Below are 17912 nucleotides of genomic sequence, written 5' to 3'. Positions count from 1 at the left end.
CGCCATCCGCACGTACTCCAGAGGGGACTTCGACCATGCACGAGAACTCCATCCCGCAGAACGGCCCCTCGCCCGCGCAGCAGGCGCTCAGCGCCCTCAGCCTGAACACGGAGGACCAGGGCGCGCTCGACAAGCTCGCCGAGTGCGAGGTTCTCGTGCCCGTGCCCGACGAGCCGGGCGCGGAACAGGATCCGGACTCCACCGCACTGTCCCTGCCGGTCATCGAGCAGCCCGGCGGCGAGCAGCTCGTCCCGTTGTTCACGTCCGAGCTGCGCATGTCGGAACTGCTTCCGTCCATCTCGCGCTGCACGACGGTCCCGCTGGGCGCGCTCGCCTCGAGCTGGCCGACGGAGCTGTCGATGACGATCGACGCGGGTTCGCCGGACGCCCTGACGCTCAACGGCGAGGGCGTACGGGAGTTGCTCGGTCACCGGGCGTGACCCGGACCGCCCGCACCCACCCCCACCGAGACACCTGAGGACCACAGAGGAGGCCCCGTGCCCTTCCGTGACCGTACGCACGCCGGTGAGGAGCTCGCCCTGCGCATGCTGGAATGGGCCGACTCCAGTGACCTTGTGGACCCGCTCGTGCTCGCGCTGCCACGGGGCGGCGTCCCCGTGGCGGCGCCCGTCGCGCACGCGCTGCACGCGCCGCTCGACGTCCTCGTCGCCCGCAAGGTCGGCGTGCCGGGCCGGCGCGAGACCGCCATCGGCGCCGTCGTCGGCGAGGAGCCCCCACTGTTCGACCGGGTGGCCCTCGAACTCCTGGGCCTGAGCGAGGACGGGCTCGGCCCCGATGTCGTGCAGGCCAGGGACGAACTGCGCCGCCGTGACCACCTGTACCGCGCCGGGCGCCCCGCGCCGCCGGTCGAGGACCGGACGGTCATCGTGGTCGACGACGGCCTCGCCACCGGCCTCACCGCCACCGCCGCCCTCTTCTCGCTGCGCCGCCGGGGCCCGGCAGGTGTCGTCCTCGCGGCCCCCGTCGGCAGCCCGCAGACCGTGGCGGACCTGCGCGGGCACACGGGCGACGTGATCTGCCTCGACCAGCCGCCGGACTTCCACGCCGTGAGCGAGGGCTACGACCGGTTCCCGCAGGTCTCGGACGCGGAGGTGATGGACGTGCTGACCACGTTCCGCGCCCATGAGGGGCGCCACGAGAAGAGCGGGCGCCGCGGCTGAACCGCACCGGGAGTCACCACCCGGTGAGCACCAGATGGTTGACCAGCAGGGCGAGCACCACCTGCGCGGCGAGCCAGGGCCTTGACCGGGGCAGGAAGGCACAGGCGGGGACGAGCCACAGGGCGAAGGGCAGCCAGATGCGTTCGGTCTCCGCCTTGCTCATGCCGGACAGGTCGGCGGCGAGCAGGGCGAGGAGCGCGGCTCCCGCGAGGAGCGCGAGCCGGGCCTGCCCGCTCTCCCTGTCGTCCGGGCGGACCAGGAGCCCGACCGTTCGCCGCAGCCCCGCCACGGTCGCCACGCCGACGACCAGGACCGTGCACGCGAGATTGGCCCACACCCAGTAGCCGTAGGGCCGGATGCCGCCCGCTCCCTGGTAGTACCGGGTCGTCAGCAGGTGGTACGCCTCCCACCAGTTGAACCCGGCGAGGGTGAACGCGGTGGGCACGACCGCCAGCCCGGCGCAGAACAGCACAGCGAGCGCCCCCGGCCGCTCCCGCACTCTCCCCCGCCCGAGGAAAAGGACCGCGAGGCCGATCAGCGCGAACAGCGTGAGCCCGTACGAGAGATAGCAGGTCAGCCCGAACAGCAGCCCCGCCCCCGCCGCCCACAGCACCGAACGGCCGCTCACCGCGAGCGCGAGCAGGGCGACCGCCCATGCGGCGACGGCGGCGAAGTACGCGTCGGCCGAGGCCCCCATCCACACCGCCCCCGGCACGACGACGAGGAACGGGGCGGCGCGGCGCGCCGGCTCCTCCCCGGCGAGGGCGCGCACGGCGACGAGCACGGCCACGCATGCCGTCGCGCCGGTGACGATGCACCACAGGCCCGCCCAGCCCCCGCCGCCGAGCCCGATCCGGTCGAGCAGGACGAAGGTGAGCGGGGCGGCGGGCGGATGGCCTGCCGTGTGGGCGGGCCAGTGGTCGGGGGCGTCGATGAGGATGTGCCGCGTGTAGGTGCGCAGGGTCGCCGGGATGTCGTGGAAGCGGTCGATGACCTGGAGGTACTCGTACTTGGTGGTGAGTCGCTTCGCGATGCCGCGGTGCCAGCCGTCGATCAGGGCGAGGGAGAGGATCCAGGCGGTCGCGGTGGCCCATGCCGTGGCCAGCAGCGCGCGCCAGCGCAGCCGGGCCGCGAGCAAGGGCCCGTACGCGACCACGGCGGCGGCCAGGGCGAGGGCGGCGGGTGTGCCGGGGCCGAGGTGCGGGAGCCACCGGCCGTACAGCGGGGGCGCGCCGACGTGCAGGGTGCCGTAGGTGTCCTCGATGTGGCGGCCGATGAGTGCGGCGGCCGCCACGAGGAGCAGGGCGGCCGCGGCGGCGTACAGGTCGCGGCGGGTGCCGCGCGGTTCGGTGCGGGGGTTGCTGCGGGGGGTCACACAGGAACGCTAGGCCGAGAGGCGTCCCGCACTGCGCCGACCGGCCCTGATGTCAGCGTTTCGTCATGAGTCGCGCACCCCGATGGACGGTCCGCTCGGCCTACGGTCGAGACATGCCCGACACCCCCGCCTCACCCTCATTCTGGCGCAGCCCGCTGCGTGGCCCCTGGCTCACCTCGGTACTGGGTCTGGTGCTGCTCGTCGGCATCACGGTGCTGTTCGTGACGGGCCTCGTCTCGTACGCGGCCTACAACCCGGGCCTCGCCCCGGTCAACGACAAGACCCCGGACAAGGGGATCCTCGGCTTCTACCTCTTCGCCTGGCCGACGAATCCGCACTGGCTGTACCGGCTCACGCAGGGCGTGCATGTCACGCTCGGTGTCACCCTGATCCCCGTACTCCTTGCGAAGCTGTGGTCGGTGGTGCCGAAGCTGTTCGCGCTGCCGCCGGCCCGTTCGCTGACGCACGCGCTCGAACGTGTCTCGCTGCTGCTCCTGGTCGGCGGCGGCCTCTTCGAGTTCGTCACGGGGGTGTTGAACGTTCAGCTCGACTACCTCTTCCCCGGCTCGTTCTATCCGCTGCACTTCTACGGGGCGTGGGTGTTCTTCGCCGCGTTCGTGGCGCACGCGGTGCTGAAGGTTCCGGCGGCGATGCGGAACGTGCGAAAGGCGCGCGAGGAGGGCGAGTTGGTGGCTCCGCGACCCGATCCGCCGACCGTGTCGCGGCGTGGTGCGCTGTGGTTCGTCGGCGGCGGCTCGCTGCTGTTGTTCGGTACGACGGCGGGGCAGAGCTTCGACGGGCCGCTGCGCCGCACCGCGCTGCTCGCCCCGCACGGCGGCGCCGACCCGGGCCGTGGCCCGAACGGCTTCCAGATCAACAAGACCGCCGCCCACGCGGGGATCGACCGCGCCGAGACGGCGGAGGACGCGTGGCGCCTCGTCGTGGTGGGTCGCGCCGGCCGCACGGTGCGTCTCGGCCGCGCCGAACTCGCCCAACTCACGTTGCACAGCTCGGCGTTGCCCATCGCCTGCGTCGAGGGCTGGTCGACGTCCGACCAGTGGTGGCGCGGCGTACGGCTGCGGGACCTCGCGGCACTGGTGGGGCACGACGGCGATCCGCCGGATGTGCTCGTGGAGTCGCTGCAACGGCGCGGCGCCTTCCGGCACGCCGCGCTGCGCGCCAACCAGGTCGCCGATCCGCGCTCGCTGCTCGCCCTGTACGTCAACGGGGAGCCCCTCTCCGCCGACCACGGCTATCCGGCGCGCGTGATCGTGCCGGCCGCGCCGGGTGTCCTCAATACCAAGTGGGTGGCTCGGCTCACCTTCGGAAAGGTGTGACCGTGATGTCTGTCTTGAGCCGCCGTCGCGTGCCGCTGGGCAGCCCGCTTCAACTCCTGCTGCTGCTCTGCTCGTTCGCGCTCGCCGGGTATGCGGGGGTGCGGCTGCTGGCCGACGACTGGTTCGGGGTGGCGCTGTGGTTCGTGGGGGCCGCCCTCGTGCACGACCTCGTGCTGGTGCCGCTGTACGCGGGGGTGGACCGGCTGCTCGTGCGCGGGTTCGCGGCGGCCGGGCGGCGGGAACGGGTGGGGTACGTGCGGGTGCCCGCCGCCCTGTCGGGGCTGCTGCTGCTCGTCTGGTTTCCGCTGATCAGCGGGGCGGTGGACGAGCGCTTCCGGTCGGCGACCGGCCGCTCCGCCGACGTGTACCTAGGTCACTGGCTGCTGGTCACGGCCGCGCTGTTCGCGGGTTCCGCGCTGCTGCTCGCGGTGCGGGTGCGCAGCGCGGCGAAGCAGCGGCCGCCCACGGACCACTGATCGACGGGGCGCAGGCCGACCCCCGCCGCGTAGCGGAGCAGGGCGGGGGTGCCGAGCCGGGCCCACGGGAAGGGGTGGCCGCCGGGCTGCCCGGGCTGTCCCGGTGAGTCGGTGACCTGCACGCTGGCGCGTTCGTCCACGTCGACGGGTGCCGTCTCGGCCACCAACAGACCACCGGGGGCCAGCAGTTGGGAGACGCGGGCGAGCAGAGTGTGCGGTTCGCCGCCGATCCCGATGTTGCCGTCCATCAGCAGCACGGTGTTCCAGCGGCCCTCGCCGGGCAGCGGGTCGAACACGGAGCGGCACAGTGCCTGGCCGCCGAGGCCCCGGCTGTGGGTGACGGCGGCCTCGCTGACGTCGACGCCGAGCGCGGTGCGGCCGCGCGCGGCGAGTTCCGCGACGAGCCGTCCCGGCCCGCAGCCGACGTCGAGCACGGCGCCCTCGCAGCGGTCGAGCACCTGCCGGTCGACGGCGTCGGCCCGGGCGCACCAGCGTTCGACCTCCAGGGGCAGCAGCCAGCCATCGGTGCGGCGCAGGAAGAGGGGGCCGCGGCCGGCGCGCAGGGCGGCGGAGTACGGGTCGGCACCCGCCCAGGGGGCGGTGGGCGTGCTCACCGTGGGGCCTATCGACGCTCTCATCGGTGCGCTCCCGTCGTACATCGAGTCAGGCGCGCGGCGAACCGGCCGTGCGGTGCCTCGGCGGCCACGGCCGCGGCGTCCTCGGCGGTGTCCACGTCGCGCAGCGGCGGCAGGTCGCGCACCCTCAGGCCCGCGTCGACGAGCCGGGCGCGCTGTGCGGCGCCGGTGTGCGCGGTGGACATGGGCACGCCGCGCAGCAGCCGCGGGTCGGGCTCGGCCAGGCCGAGCGCCCAGAAGCCGCCGTCGAGCGCCGGGCCGAACCAGGCGTCGCATTCGGTGAAGTCGACGGTGAGCAGGTCCGGGCGGACCTGTGGGGTGTCCATGCCGATGAGGAGCGCGGGCCCCTCGCAGCGCGCGAAGGCGGCGGCGAGCCGCTCGTCGAGGCCGCCCGCGCACTGCGGCACGACCTCGAAGCCGGGCGGCAGCCAGGGTCCGGGCGCGCCGTCGAGGACGAGGACGCGGCGGGCGGCCGGGGTCCGCGCGACGGATTCGAGGGTGTCGGCGAGCGCGGCCTCGGCGAGTTCCGCCGCCTCCTGGGGCGTGAACGGCGGGGTGAGCCGGGTCTTGACCCGGCCGGGGCGCGGCTCCTTGGCGATGACCAGGATGTCGTGCGGGTCGCTCACCGGGCGCCCCCTCCTCGTACGGGTGTCTCGTTCAGCAAGGCGCTCACCGGACGCTCCCTTCCCGCACCGGCGCCTCGTTCAGCACCCGGCTCATGTCGCGCACCGCGTGCCAGGTTCCGCGCCAGGTGCCGGTCACCTTGGAGGCTCCGGTGCGCGGCAGGTACGGCACGTCGTGTTCGGCGATGCGCCAGCCGGCGTCGGCGGCGCGCACCACCATCTGGAGCGGGTAACCGCTGCGCCGGTCGGTGAGGTCGAGTCCGAGCAGGGCCTCGCGGCGGGCGGCGCGCAGCGGGCCGAGGTCGTGCAGGCGCAGGCCGGTCCTGCGGCGCAGCATGCGGGCGAGCGCGAGGTTGCCCGCGCGGGCGTGCGCGGGCCAGGCGCCGCGCTCCGTCGGGCGGCGGCGGCCGAGGACCAGGTCGGCCCCGCCCTCCTCCACCTCGCGCACGAAGGGGACGAGGTGGCTCGGGTCGAGGGAGGCGTCGCAGTCGCAGAAGCACACGATGTCGGCGTCGGACGCGGTCAGGCCCGCGTGGCAGGCGGCGCCGAATCCGCGCCGCTCCTCGCGCACGACCTGGGCGCCCAGCGAGCGGGCGATCCCGGCGGAGCCGTCGGTGGAACCGTTGTCGACGACCAGGGCGCGCCAGTGCGGCGGGATCCGGTCGAGGACCCAGGGCAGGGCCTCGGCCTCGTTGAGGCAGGGAAGGACCACGTCGACGGTGGTGGGTGGGCTTGTCACGGGTCTCACCCTACGAGCCCGATTACGACATTTCGGGCGAGAGATCCTTACGAAACACGGACGTCGACCGCTCGGCCCCGGCCAGGACACCTCGTCCGCGCGCCGCGGTGCGAGGCTGGTGGCATGCAGCAGTCATACGAGCCCACGGCGGCAGGCCCCGACGGCGCCGCGGCCCGCGTCCTGGTCGTCGACGACGACCCGACCGTCGCCGAGGTGGTGGCGGGATACCTGGACCGCGCGGGCTACCGCGTGGACCGCGCCGACGACGGCCCCGCGGCCCTCGCGCGCGCCGCCGCGCACCGTCCTGACCTGGTGGTGCTCGATCTGATGCTGCCCGGCATGGACGGTCTGGAGGTGTGCCGCCGAATGCGTGAACGCGGACCCGTCCCGGTCATCATGCTCACCGCGCGCGGCGACGAGGACGACCGGATCCTCGGCCTGGAGGTCGGCGCGGACGACTACGTGACGAAGCCGTTCAGCCCGCGCGAGCTGGTGCTGCGCGTGGATTCCGTACTGCGCCGCGCCCGCCCGGCCACCGCCCGGCAGCGCCCACTGTACGCGGCGGGCCTCACGGTCGACCCGGCGGCGCGCCGCGTCACACGGGACGGCGTCGAACTGGCCCTGACCCTGCGCGAGTTCGACCTCCTCGTCTTCTTCCTGCGCAATCCGGGGCGGGCGTACAGCCGGGAGGACCTGATGCGCGAGGTGTGGGGCTGGGAGTTCGGCGACCTGTCGACGGTCACCGTCCACATCCGCCGACTGCGCGGCAAGGTCGAGGACGACCCGGCGCGCCCGCGCCTGATCCAGACGGTGTGGGGCGTGGGCTACCGCTTCGAGCCCGCGACGGCCCCCGAGCCCGCCGATCAGGAGGCCTGACCGTGTCCGTGCACGACACCCTCCTCATCGCTCTGTACGCCTTCGCGGGCGCCGCCGCCACGGGCCTGGCGGGGGCGGGCGCGCTGCGGCTGCTGCGGCGGCGCTCACTGACTGCCTCGATCGCCGTGGTCGCGAGCGTCGGCGTGGCGGCGATGCTCGCGGGCACGCTCGCCGTGGCGTGGGCGATGTTCCTGTCGGCTCACGACCTGACCGTGGTGACGCTGGTCGTCGCGATGGCGGCGGCCGTGTCACTGGCGACCGCGCTGCTCCTCGGCCGCTGGGTGGTGGCGCGCAGCCGCGAGCTGGCCGATGCCGCACGCTCGTTCGGCGACGGCGGCGACTTCGCCGCGCCCGACGCCCCGGCCACCGCCGAACTGGAGGAGCTGAGCCGGGAGCTGGCGGCGACCAGCGCCAAGCTCGCCGCCTCCCGGGAGCGCGAACGCGCGCTGGAGACCTCGCGGCGCGAGCTGGTCGCCTGGATCTCGCACGATCTGCGCACCCCGCTCGCGGGGCTGCGCGCCATGGCGGAGGCGCTGGAGGACGGCGTCGCCGCCGACCCCGACCGCTATCTGCGGCAGATGCGCACGGACGTCGAGCGGCTCAACGACATGGTGGGCGACCTCTTCGAACTGTCCCGCATCCACGCGGGCGCGCTGCCGCTCGCCCCGGCCCGCATGTCCCTGTACGACCTGGTCAGCGACGCGCTGGCGGGCGCGGACCCACTGGCCCGCGAGCACGGGGTGCGGCTCGTCGGCGAGCAGGTGGAGCCGGTGCCGGTGGAGGTCGACGGCAAGGAGATGAGCCGGGTCCTGGGCAATCTCCTCGTCAACGCGATCCGGCGCACCCCGGCGGACGGCACGGTCGCCGTCGCCGCGCACCGCTCGCCGGAGGGCGTCGTGGTGTCGGTCTCGGACGCCTGCGGCGGCATCCCGGAGGAGGACCTGCCGCGCGTCTTCGACACCGGGTGGCGCGGCACCCATGCGCGTACTCCCCCGGCGGGCGCGGGCCTCGGCCTCGCGATCGTGCGCGGCATCGTCGAGGCGCACGCGGGCCGGGCCACGGTCCACAACATCCCCGGCGGCTGCCGCTTCGAGGTCACGCTGCCGAGCGCCGCCGCACAGTGACGGGCACCGAGCGGCATGGCTTGGATCCGCACTTGACTTGGACAAAGTCCAAGTTAGGATTCGATACGTAACTGGGCCTGCTCCCGGGACCGGGAGCAGGCCCCGGCGCGACGTAAGGAGCCAGCCTTGCCCGAGAACAACCAGAAGCCGCTGACCACGGTCGCCGGAGCGCCGGTTCCCGACAACCAGAACTCCGTGACCGCCGGGTCGCGCGGCCCGATGCTGCTCCAGGACGTGTGGTTCCTGGAGAAACTCGCGCACTTCGACCGCGAGGTCATCCCCGAACGCCGTATGCATGCCAAGGGCTCCGGCGCGTTCGGCACCTTCACGGTCACGCACGACATCACGCGGTACACGAACGCGAAGATCTTCTCCGAGGTCGGCAAGAAGACCGACATGTTCGCCCGGTTCTCCACCGTCGCGGGCGAGCGCGGCGCGGCCGACGCCGAGCGCGACATCCGCGGGTTCGCCCTGAAGTTCTACACGGACGAGGGCAACTGGGACCTGGTCGGCAACAACACCCCGGTGTTCTTCTTCCGCGACCCGCTGAAGTTCCCGGACCTCAACCACGCGGTGAAGCGCGACCCGCGCACGAACATGCGCGACCCGGAGAACAACTGGGACTTCTGGACCAACCTCCCCGAGGCCCTGCACCAGGTCACCATCGTGATGTCGGAGCGCGGCATCCCCGCCTCGTACCGGCACATGCACGGCTTCGGCTCGCACACGTACAGCCTGATCAACGCCGAGGGCGAGCGGTTCTGGGTGAAGTTCCACCACCGCACCCAGCAGGGCATCAAGAACCTCACCGACGCCGAGGCCGAGGCCCTGATCGGCAAGGACCGCGAGTCGCACCAGCGCGACCTGTTCGACTCGATCGAGAACGGCGACTTCCCGAAGTGGAAGCTGTTCATCCAGGTCATGCCGGAGGCCGACGCGGCCAACTACCGCTTCCACCCCTTCGACCTCACCAAGGTCTGGTCGAAGAAGGACTACCCGCTGATCGAGGTCGGCGAGTGGGAGCTCAACCGCAACCCCGACAACTACTTCGCGGACGTGGAGCAGGCCGCCTTCACCCCGGCCAACGTGGTGCCGGGCATCAGCTTCTCGCCCGACAAGATGCTCCAGGGCCGGCTGTTCTCCTACGGTGACGCGCAGCGCTACCGGCTCGGCGTGAACCACCATCAGATCCCGGTCAACGCGCCGAAGAACCCGGTGAACTCCTACCACCGCGACGGCGCCATGCGCGTCGACGGCAACCAGGGGGCCACCCCCGGCATCGAGCCCAACTCGTACGGCCGCTGGCGCGAGCAGCCCGCCTACCGCGAGCCGGCCCAGGCCGTGGGTGCCGTCGCCGACCGGTTCGACTTCCGCGAGGACGACGACAACTACTTCGAGCAGCCGGGCAATCTGTTCCGGCTGATGAACGCCGAGCAGCAGCAGTCCCTGTTCGCGAACACGGCGCGCGCGATCAACGGCGCGTCGCAGGCCACCGTCGAGCGGCACATCGCCAACTGCACGCAGGCCGACCCGGCCTACGGCGAGGGCGTCCGCAAGGCGATCGAGGCCCTGGCAGCGGGCGAACTCTGAGCCCATGACCGAACCCCGGAACGACCGCGCACTGACGCCCGAGCAGACCGAGCGGGTCGTCGCCCTCGCCCAGGATCTGACACGGGAGGGCAGCACGGCGGAACTCGTGGAGTTCGTGGAGCACGGGCTGCCCGTCGATGTCACGGACGCGCAGGACAACAGCCTGCTGATGCTGGCGGCCTACCACGGTCATGCCGACACGGTGCGCGCTCTGCTCCGCCTCGGCGCCGACCCGGACCTGCGCAACGCCCGCGACCAGTCGCCCGTCGCAGGCGCCCTGTTCAAGGGGGCGGACGACGTGGTCGCGGTGCTGCTGGATGCGGGTGCGGACCTCGACGCCGGCACCCCGACCGCGCGCGCCGCGGCGGCGATGTTCGGGCGCGAGCACCTGCTGCCCGGCTGACCGGGGCTCAGCGATCCATCGCGGCGTGCGCGAACTCCCGTACGCCGTCGTCGAATTCCACCTCGGGCTTCCAGCCAAGGTCGGCGCGGAGCCGCGCCGAGTCCGCGGTGATGTGCCGGACGTCGCCGAGCCGGTACTCCCCCGTCACGACGGGGTCGGGCCCGCCGTACGCCGCCGCGAGCGCAGACGCCATCTCGCCGACGGTGTGCGGCGTGCCGCTGCCGGTGTTGTAGGCGCGCAGCGCGCCCGGCCCGGCATCGGCCTCAAGGGCCACGGCGTTGGCCTCGGCGACGTCCCGTACGTGCACGAAGTCGCGCCGCTGGCGGCCGTCCTCGAACACGCGGGGTGCCTCTCCGCGGGCGAGCGCGGAGCGGAAGAAGGAGGCGACTCCGGCGTACGGGGTGTCGCGGGGCATCCGGGGCCCGTACACGTTGTGGTAGCGCAGCGAGACCGCCGTACCGCCGGTGGAACGCGCCCAGGCGGCGGCCAGATGTTCCTGCGCGAGCTTGGTCGCGGCGTACACGTTGCGCGGGTCGGCGGGGGCGTCCTCGCCGACGAGACCGGGGGCCAGCTCGGCGCCGCAGTCGGGACACCGGGGCTCGAACCGCCCCGCGTCCAGGTCGGCTGCGGCGCGCGGCCCGGGCCGTACGACGCCGTGGTGCGGGCAGGCGTAGCGCCCCTCGCCGTAGACCACCATCGATCCGGCGAGCACGAGCCGCGGCACCCCGGCCTCGGCCATGGCGGCGAGCAGCACGGCCGTGCCGAGGTCGTTCCGGGACACGTACTCGGCGGCGTCGGCGACACCATTGCCGAGCCCGACCATGGCCGCCTGATGACACACGGCGTCGACACCCACCAGGGCGCGGGCGACCGCGTCGGCGTCGCGCACATCGGCGGCGGGGTCCTCCCGTACGTCGAACACGACGGGCTCGTGCCCGCGCGCGGTCAGCGCCTCGACGACATGGGACCCGATGAACCCGGCACCGCCGGTGACCAGTACTCGCATGCCGCCACGCTAGGTCCCGCGACCCGGCACACCACGGCAACGGGCCGATGCGTCATGACTCCGTAAGACACGGCCGGCCGGTAGAGCACCACTGCGCGCGCCCCGCCCCCGGGCCCCCTTGACACGTTTTGCATAATGCAAAGGTCGGTATTTTGCATTATGCAAAACGTGAGGTGGGAAACAGCGTGAGCGGCACAGGAGGCGGCCTGCGGGCCATGCGGTCGGCGCTCGGCGGCCGGGGTTCGACGATGGTCCTCGCGGTGCTCGTCGGCGCCGGGGCGGGGCTCGGCTCGATCGTCTTCCGCTGGTGCATCCAGACGTTCACGCGGCTGCTGTCCGGGCACGGCGACTACGCGGCGGCCCCCGGCAGCGCCAACCCGCACGTGCCCTGGCTCGGCCCCTTCTTCGTCCTCGTCACGCCCGTCGTCGGCGGTCTGCTCTACGGCCCGCTGGTCAACCGCTTCGCCAAGGAGGCGCGCGGGCACGGCGTGCCGGAGGTGATGCTCGCGGTCGCCAAGCGCGGCGGCCGGATCAGCCCGAAGGTGGCCGTCGTGAAGACGCTGGCCTCGGCGCTGACCATCGGCTCGGGCGGTTCGGTGGGCCGCGAGGGGCCGATCGTGCAGATCGGCTCGGCGCTCGGCTCCACGCTCGGTCGTGTCACGGGCCTGACCGAGGAGCGGCTCAAGCTGCTCGTGGCGTGCGGCGCGGCGGGCGGCATCGCGGCGACGTTCAACGCCCCGCTGGCCGGTGTGTTCTTCGCGATGGAGCTGATCCTGCGGGCGTTCACCGTCGAGGCGTTCGGCGCGACGGTCCTCGCGAGCGTGACCGCGAGCGTCATCGGCCGGGCCGCGTTCGGCGACGTGGCCTTCCTCAGCCTGCCCGACTTCCCCGTCCAGCACCTCGTCCAGTACGCCCTGTTCGCCGTGCTCGGCGTGGTCGCGGGCGCGGTCGGCGTCAGCTTCTCGCGCGTCCTGTACGCGATCGAGGACGCCTGCGACTGGCTGTGGCGCGGCCCCGAATGGCTGCGCCCCGCGGTCGGCGGCCTCGCGCTCGGCCTGGTCCTGCTCGCACTCCCCGAGATGTACGGGGTCGGGTACCCGGTCCTGGAGAAGGCGACGGAGGGCGGGTACGCCGTCGGCTTCCTGCTGCTCCTGCTCGTCGGCAAGATGATCGCCACGAGCCTGACCATCGGGATCGGCGGCTCGGGCGGGGTGTTCGCGCCGAGCCTGTTCATCGGGGCGATGCTGGGCGCCGCGTTCGGCGCGGGCGCCCACGCGCTGCTGCCCGGCACGGCGGGAGCCGTCGGGGCGTACGCGCTGGTGGGCATGGGCGCCGTCTTCGCGGGCTCGTCCCGGGCGCCGATCACCGCCGTGGTGATCCTCTTCGAGCTGACCGGCGAGTACTCGATCATCCTGCCGATGATGCTGGCGATCGTGCTCGCCACCGCCACCAGCCGCCTGCTCACACGCGACACGATCTACACGCTCAAGCTGCGCCGCCGCGGCATCGACCTGGACGGCCCCGCGCCCGGGGCGCCGATCGGCGACCAGCGGGTCGGCGCCGTCCTGGAGCCACTGCCCGCTCCCCTGCCCGCAACGCTCCAACTGGCGGACGCGGCCGACCTGTTGAGCCGCTCGGGCCACGGCGCCCTGCCGGTGCACGACGCCTCGGGCGCTCATCTCGGCGTCGTCACGGCGCAGACAGTGGCCGAGGTGCTGGCGGAGCAGCAGGACGGGGCGCCGGCCACGGTGGGCGAGCTCGCCCTGCGCACGCCCCGCGTCACCACGGACCAGCCGCTCGCGGCGGCGCTGCACACGCTTCTCGCGGCGCCCGGCACGGGCCTTCCGGTGATGCGCACGGACGGGGACGAGCCGGTGGGCTGGCTCAGCCACCAGGGGGCGCTGCGGGCGCTGCACCAGCCGCCGGTGCCCACGCAGGCCGGGCCCGTACAGGAGCAGCCCGCGTAGGGTCAGCCCGCGGGGCCCGTCGGCAGGTCGGCCCAGCCCAGCGGGTGCAGGGTCGGATCCGGGTTGCCGGGCGCCGAGGGCTCGCCGCCGGCCTCGTTGAACGCGTCCAGCGCGCCGATCAGTGACGCGCGCTGCTCCGGGTCGAGGCGCTCCACGATCCCGGCGATGTCCTCGCGGCGCCGCGCGGTCACGTTCTCGACGGTGCGGCGCCCCTCGTCGGTGAGCTGGAGAAGCGTCTCGCGGCGGTTGGCGGGGTTCGCGCGGCGGTCCGCGAGCCCCGCCGCGATCAGCCGGTCCACCATCCGCATCGCGGTCGACGGCGCCACGTGCAACTGCTCGGCGAGCGTGACGAGTTTGGTGTCGCCGCGCGTCGAGAGCACCACCAGCATCCGGAACTGAGCGAGCGTCACCCGGTCCTCGACCTCCGCGAGCGACCGGGCCGACACGGCGACGAGCAGCCGCGACGCGGTGAGCACCGCGCGAGTCACCGCGTCCACGTCGTCCCGGCCCTCGGCCCGGGTCCCGTCCCCGCTCTCAGCCATGCACCCTCCTCTACGAAGAGGCCATGTTCGCACGCACCTCCGGCTTCCACGCGGACGCGCGTGACATCGTGGACCTCTCTGCCTCGGTCACCGCGCGAGCCCGACCCGACGAAGCCCACCGAAAGGCGCCGGCCATGCCCCTGCCCCGCACGCCCGAAGGACGACCGGCCCTGCCCACCGGGCTCCAGCGGCGCCTGGCCCGCCTCCCCATCGGCCTGTACCGCGCGGGCCTCGGCCCCCTCCTCGGCAAGCGGCTCCTGCTGCTGCACCACAAGGGCCGCGTGTCCGGGCAGCACCGGCGGGTGGTCCTGGAGGTCGTCGCGCACGACGCCGAGCGCGGCACCTGGACGCTCGCCTCCGGCTTCGGCCCCAAGTCCGCCTGGTACCAGAACCTGCGGCACACCCCGCGCACCCTGATCCAGCACGGCACCCACCGGTACGTCGTCGACGCGCACTTCCTCGACCCCGACGAGGGCGCCTCCGTCATGGCCCGCTACGCCCCCGAACACCCGCGCACCGCCCGCAAACTGTGCTCCTTCATGGGCTTCGAGACCGACGGCAGCGAGAAGTCCTTCCGGGAGGCCGGGCGGCAGATCCCGTTCGTGCGCCTGGAGCGGGCGCACGACACGAAGCGTCGGCCGTAGGCCTGTTTCCGCGTGCGTACGCCGGCGGCGGCCGGGTACCCGGCCGCCGCTACCGAAGTCCACCGAGACGAGACGACGACACGGAGGACAAGCACCATGACGACATCCGTCGAGACCGGTGACGTCACCGGCACGCTGGACAAGGACTACAACCTCGTCTGGTTCGTCGAGTCCTGCCTCAGCAACGCGCTGCGCCTGGAGAAGTACATCCACGACGCGGAGCGCACCCAGGACAAGGAACTCGCCGAGCTGTTCCGCAAGGCGCAGGCCGACAGCCGCAAGGGCGCCGAGATGGGCAAGCAGCTCCTGCGGTCCCGGCTGCAGGGCTGAACCGCCCGCGGCGCCGCCCATGGTGCGGCGCCGACCGCGGCGGGACAATGTGCCGGATCCGACCCGCACCGGGACGGACCCGGCACACTTGTCGAAGGCGGCGCCCGTGAACGACGACGGCTATTACGACCTGGGATCCTTCCACCGCGAGATCACGACCTCCTCCCCCGCGGCCCAACTCTGGTTCGACCGCGGCCTGTTGTGGGTGTACGGCTTCCACCACGAGGAGGCCGCCGTCTGTTTCGAGCGGGCCGTCGCGGCGGACGAGCAGTGCGCCATGGCCCACTGGGGCCTCGCCTACGCCTTGGGCCCCAACTACAACAAGCCCTGGGAGGCGTTCGACGCGCGCGATCTGACGTCGACCGTCGAGCGCACGCACCACGCCGTCCAGCGGGCCGCGCTCGCCGCCGCCCGTGCGACACCGGCCGAGCGGGCGCTGATCGACGCCCTCGGATCCCGCTACCCGTCGGCCGGTCCGGCGCCCGACCAGTCGGTGTGGAACGAGGAGTACGCGCAGGCCATGGGCAAGGTCTACGCGAACCACGGGGCCGATCCCGACGTCGCCGCGCTGTACGCCGACGCCCTGATGAACCTCACGCCCTGGCAGCTGTGGGACCTGCCCACCGGCCGCCCCGCCGACGGCGCCCGCACGGTCGAGGCGCGCGAGGCACTGGAACGCGCACTCGCGCGACCGGAGGGCCGTGACCACCCCGGCCTGCTGCACCTCTACATCCACCTCATGGAGATGTCCCCGACGCCGGAGCAGGCGCTGCCGGTCGCCGACCGGCTCCGGGGCCTGGTCCCTGACGCGGGCCATCTGCACCACATGCCCTCGCACATCGACGTGTTGTGCGGCGACTACCGGCGCACCATCGCCGCCAACACCCGCGCCATCGAGGCGGACGAGAAGGCGCTGGCCCGCGACGGCGCCATGAACTTCTACACGCTCTACCGCTGCCACAACCTCCACTTCCGGCTCTACGCCGCGATGTTCGCGGGCCAGGCGGAGGTGGCCTTCGACTCCGTGGACCGCCTGGAGGCGGCCGTCCCCGAGGAGCTGCTGCGCGTCGACTCCCCGCCCATGGCGGACTGGCTGGAGGGCTTCCGCGGCATGCGGGTGCACGCCCTGGTCCGCTTCGGCCGCTGGCAGGACCTGATCGACCTGCCGCTGCCCGGCGACCCGCAGCTGTACTGCGTGACCACGGCGATGACCCACTACGGCCGGGGCCTCGCCCTCGCCGCGACGGGCCGCACCCGGGAGGCGGAGGCCGAACGCGCGCGCTTCACGGCGGCCGTCGAACGGGTACCGGAGACCCGCACCCTCTTCAACAACACCTGCCTCGACCTCCTCGCCCTCGCCGCCGCCATGCTCGACGGCGAACTCGCCTACCGCTCGGGCGACTTCGACCAGGCCTTCGCCGACCTGCGCCGCGCCATCGCCCTCGACGACGCCCTCCCCTACGACGAACCGTGGGGCTGGATGCAGCCCACCCGGCACGCGTACGGCGCACTGCTCCTGGAGCAGGGCAGGGTCGCGGAGGCCGCCGACGTCTACGCCGCCGACCTGGGCTTGCACGACACCCTCCCCCGCTCGCTGCGCCACCCGAACAACGTGTGGGCGCTGCACGGCTATCACGAGTGCCTGCTCCGTCTCGGCCGCACCGCGGAGGCCCGGATCATCGCCCCGCAACTGACGACGGCACTCGCGGTGGCGGACGTCCCGGTCCGCTCGTCGTGCTACTGCCGTCTGGAGACAGCCGACCCCAAAGAGGAGGACGACGACTGCTGCTCAGGCCCGGCGTAGCCCCTGAGCACCCCCTCCCGTATGTCCCCCTCGCTCACTCCTGTTCCTCCAGCAGACAGAATCCGCCGCCACGGCATTCAGCACACACCTCCCCCTCACGCCTCCCGTTCCCATGGCAGGCACCGCACAGCCCGTCGTGCCACGTCGTCCCGTCCAAGGCGTGGTGCGGGCGCGGATAGTGCGTATCGGGCAGCACGCACTCCACCTGTGTGTCCGGATGCCGCCGGACACACAGGTCCCGACCGGGCTGCCGACGCCGGATCTCCTCTGTCATGACTGCCGCTTCCCCTTCCGCTACGACTCCAGGTAAGCACCCGCCACTGACAATCGGGGGCCGTCGGCGTCTGTTCGGAGGAGGAGCCGGATTCGGCGGTGCACTGAGCGCCGTCAGGCGGCGCCGGCCCGCTTCGCGGTGACCGCCACCGCCGTGTACGGCAGCGTGAATCCGCCGCCCAGCGCGTCGATCGCGGCCCCCGTGCGCGCGAGCAGGTCCTCCAGCTGCTCGGGCCGGTACGTGCCCGCCTCCCCACTGGTGCGCATCTGCTCCAGCCACGCGTCGCGCGTGTACGTGGCCGTCCAGTCGACGTGCCACTCCTCGGGTTCGCCGAACAAGGCGGTGTCGCTCAGGCCGTCGGCGACCTTGGCGAGGATCGCGCCGTACGCGTCGAGGGTGGGGCGGGCCCAGGGGTTGCGCGGGGAGTCGGGCAGGGCCGAGCGGTGGGCGGCGGCGAAGGCGTCCGCGAGTTCCGGGCCGGGGCGGAAGACGTTCCAGATGAGCGCGAGGCGTCCGCCGGGCCGCAGCACCTCGGCGGCTTTCGCGGCGCCCGCGACGGGGTCGACCCAGTGCCAGGTCTGGCCCGCGACGACCGCGTCGAAGGTGCGGCCCCGCGCGTCCCAGGTCTCGAACCTGCCGACTTCCACGTCGAGTCCGAGGCCGCGCGCGTACTCCGCCATGCGCGCGTCGACGTCGACGCCGAGAACGGTGCTGCCCGCCGCGCGGAACTGGCGGGACACGATGCCGGTTCCGCAGCCGACGTCGAGGACGTCCGGGCCGGGAGCCGCGGCGGCGATCCTGGACACCAGGGCGTCGGGGTAGCGGGGCCGAGTCCGGTCGTAGCGCTCGGGATCGGTGCCGAAGGACTCGGCCATGGCGCGGGCCTTGTGCGGTTCGTTCGGGGCGGTTCCGGGCTGCTTGGACTCACGAGTGGGCATGCGCCCACCATAGTGGGCACTCGCCCACTCTTCTACCCTGGGCCGAAC

The 17912-nt window shown here is 73.2% G+C and carries 19 protein-coding genes; 12 read left to right on the top strand and 7 right to left on the bottom strand.

All coding sequences use genetic code 11. From position 1 onward, the window contains the following. Positions 1-35 precede the first annotated feature (35 nt). Together ACNYS0_RS39890 and ACNYS0_RS39885 are read left to right on the top strand one after the other, a co-directional pair. Entirely contained in the window at positions 36-440 is a 405-nt protein-coding gene (locus ACNYS0_RS39890) for an SseB family protein (RefSeq protein ID WP_422481307.1), read from the top strand. 57 nt (positions 441-497) lie between these two features. Then, on the top strand, positions 498-1181 hold the full coding sequence (locus ACNYS0_RS39885) for a phosphoribosyltransferase (protein WP_422481305.1): 684 nt from the start codon (positions 498-500) through the stop codon (positions 1179-1181). A gap of 13 nt (positions 1182-1194) precedes the next feature. On the opposite strand, the gene ACNYS0_RS39880 is transcribed toward ACNYS0_RS39885, so the two are convergent. Then, the gene (locus ACNYS0_RS39880; RefSeq protein ID WP_422481303.1) at positions 1195-2556 is read right to left on the bottom strand and encodes a hypothetical protein; all 1362 of its coding nucleotides are present in this window, start codon (positions 2554-2556) and stop codon (positions 1195-1197) included. 113 nt (positions 2557-2669) lie between these two features. Here ACNYS0_RS39880 and ACNYS0_RS39875 point away from each other — a divergent pair, with 113 nt between their 5' ends. Next, a complete protein-coding gene (locus ACNYS0_RS39875) occupies positions 2670-3893 on the top strand; it encodes a molybdopterin-dependent oxidoreductase (protein WP_422481301.1) in 1224 nt (407 codons plus the stop codon). A 5-nt stretch (positions 3894-3898) separates the two neighbouring features. Continuing rightward, positions 3899-4369 carry a hypothetical protein gene (locus tag ACNYS0_RS39870; RefSeq protein WP_422481299.1) on the top strand — a complete coding sequence of 157 codons (471 nt, stop codon included), beginning with the start codon at positions 3899-3901 and terminating at the stop codon, positions 4367-4369. On the opposite strand, the gene ACNYS0_RS39865 is transcribed toward ACNYS0_RS39870, so the two are convergent. Genes ACNYS0_RS39865 through ACNYS0_RS39855 form a run of 3 tightly spaced genes read right to left on the bottom strand, consistent with a single transcriptional unit; the run spans position 4267 to position 6366 of the window. Further along, positions 4267-5007 (bottom strand): class I SAM-dependent methyltransferase, encoded by a 741-nt coding sequence (locus tag ACNYS0_RS39865; RefSeq protein WP_422481297.1) that lies wholly within the window; start codon positions 5005-5007, stop codon positions 4267-4269. The two genes, ACNYS0_RS39870 and ACNYS0_RS39865, sit on opposite strands and share 103 nt — an antisense overlap. Continuing rightward, positions 5004-5630, bottom strand: coding sequence for a TIGR04282 family arsenosugar biosynthesis glycosyltransferase (locus ACNYS0_RS39860; RefSeq protein WP_422481295.1), 627 nt, complete (start codon positions 5628-5630; stop codon positions 5004-5006). Before ACNYS0_RS39860 ends, ACNYS0_RS39865 begins: the two co-directional genes overlap by 4 nt. 43 nt (positions 5631-5673) lie before the next feature. Then, positions 5674-6366 (bottom strand): glycosyltransferase family 2 protein, encoded by a 693-nt coding sequence (locus tag ACNYS0_RS39855; protein WP_422481293.1) that lies wholly within the window; start codon positions 6364-6366, stop codon positions 5674-5676. Between the two features lie 123 nt (positions 6367-6489). Between ACNYS0_RS39855 and ACNYS0_RS39850 the strand changes: the two genes are divergently transcribed. The 4 genes from ACNYS0_RS39850 (at position 6490) to ACNYS0_RS39835 (ending at position 10359) form a co-directional block, all read left to right on the top strand. Further along, positions 6490-7242: a response regulator transcription factor gene (locus ACNYS0_RS39850; protein ID WP_422481291.1), complete on the top strand. Its 753-nt coding sequence runs from the start codon at positions 6490-6492 to the stop codon at positions 7240-7242. An 8-nt stretch (positions 7243-7250) separates the two neighbouring features. Further along, a complete protein-coding gene (locus ACNYS0_RS39845; protein WP_422482897.1) occupies positions 7251-8366 on the top strand; it encodes a sensor histidine kinase in 1116 nt (371 codons plus the stop codon). Positions 8367-8492: 126 nt separating this feature from the next. Then, positions 8493-9956, top strand: coding sequence for a catalase (locus ACNYS0_RS39840; protein WP_422481289.1), 1464 nt, complete (start codon positions 8493-8495; stop codon positions 9954-9956). 4 nt (positions 9957-9960) lie between these two features. Continuing rightward, positions 9961-10359: an ankyrin repeat domain-containing protein gene (locus tag ACNYS0_RS39835; RefSeq protein WP_422481287.1), complete on the top strand. Its 399-nt coding sequence runs from the start codon at positions 9961-9963 to the stop codon at positions 10357-10359. A gap of 7 nt (positions 10360-10366) precedes the next feature. On the opposite strand, the gene ACNYS0_RS39830 is transcribed toward ACNYS0_RS39835, so the two are convergent. Beyond that, positions 10367-11365, bottom strand: coding sequence for an NAD-dependent epimerase/dehydratase family protein (locus tag ACNYS0_RS39830; RefSeq protein ID WP_422481285.1), 999 nt, complete (start codon positions 11363-11365; stop codon positions 10367-10369). 248 nt (positions 11366-11613) lie between these two features. Between ACNYS0_RS39830 and ACNYS0_RS39825 the strand changes: the two genes are divergently transcribed. Continuing rightward, the gene (locus tag ACNYS0_RS39825) at positions 11614-13332 is read left to right on the top strand and encodes a chloride channel protein (protein WP_422482896.1); all 1719 of its coding nucleotides are present in this window, start codon (positions 11614-11616) and stop codon (positions 13330-13332) included. Positions 13333-13334: 2 nt separating this feature from the next. On the opposite strand, the gene ACNYS0_RS39820 is transcribed toward ACNYS0_RS39825, so the two are convergent. Beyond that, positions 13335-13874 carry a MarR family winged helix-turn-helix transcriptional regulator gene (locus ACNYS0_RS39820; protein WP_422481283.1) on the bottom strand — a complete coding sequence of 180 codons (540 nt, stop codon included), beginning with the start codon at positions 13872-13874 and terminating at the stop codon, positions 13335-13337. Between the two features lie 134 nt (positions 13875-14008). On the opposite strand from ACNYS0_RS39820, the gene ACNYS0_RS39815 reads away from it, so the two are divergent. The 3 genes from ACNYS0_RS39815 (at position 14009) to ACNYS0_RS39805 (ending at position 16652) form a co-directional block, all read left to right on the top strand. Then, positions 14009-14518, top strand: a complete 510-nt coding sequence (locus ACNYS0_RS39815) for a nitroreductase family deazaflavin-dependent oxidoreductase (protein WP_422482895.1) — start codon at positions 14009-14011, stop codon at positions 14516-14518. A gap of 96 nt (positions 14519-14614) precedes the next feature. Then, positions 14615-14848: a hypothetical protein gene (locus ACNYS0_RS39810; RefSeq protein WP_422481281.1), complete on the top strand. Its 234-nt coding sequence runs from the start codon at positions 14615-14617 to the stop codon at positions 14846-14848. Positions 14849-14867: 19 nt separating this feature from the next. Next, on the top strand, positions 14868-16652 hold the full coding sequence (locus ACNYS0_RS39805; RefSeq protein ID WP_422481279.1) for a tetratricopeptide repeat protein: 1785 nt from the start codon (positions 14868-14870) through the stop codon (positions 16650-16652). 387 nt (positions 16653-17039) lie between these two features. On the opposite strand, the gene ACNYS0_RS39800 is transcribed toward ACNYS0_RS39805, so the two are convergent. Continuing rightward, positions 17040-17864, bottom strand: a complete 825-nt coding sequence (locus ACNYS0_RS39800) for a class I SAM-dependent methyltransferase (RefSeq protein ID WP_422481277.1) — start codon at positions 17862-17864, stop codon at positions 17040-17042. Positions 17865-17912 lie beyond the last annotated feature (48 nt).

Origin of the sequence: Streptomyces anthophorae (genome assembly GCF_049310305.1) — a bacterium.
In the GTDB taxonomy this organism is placed as follows: Bacteria; Actinomycetota; Actinomycetes; order Streptomycetales; family Streptomycetaceae; genus Streptomyces.
The sequence above is the reverse complement of the archived record's forward strand: the minus strand, read 5'-3'. Positions and strand labels throughout refer to the sequence as shown.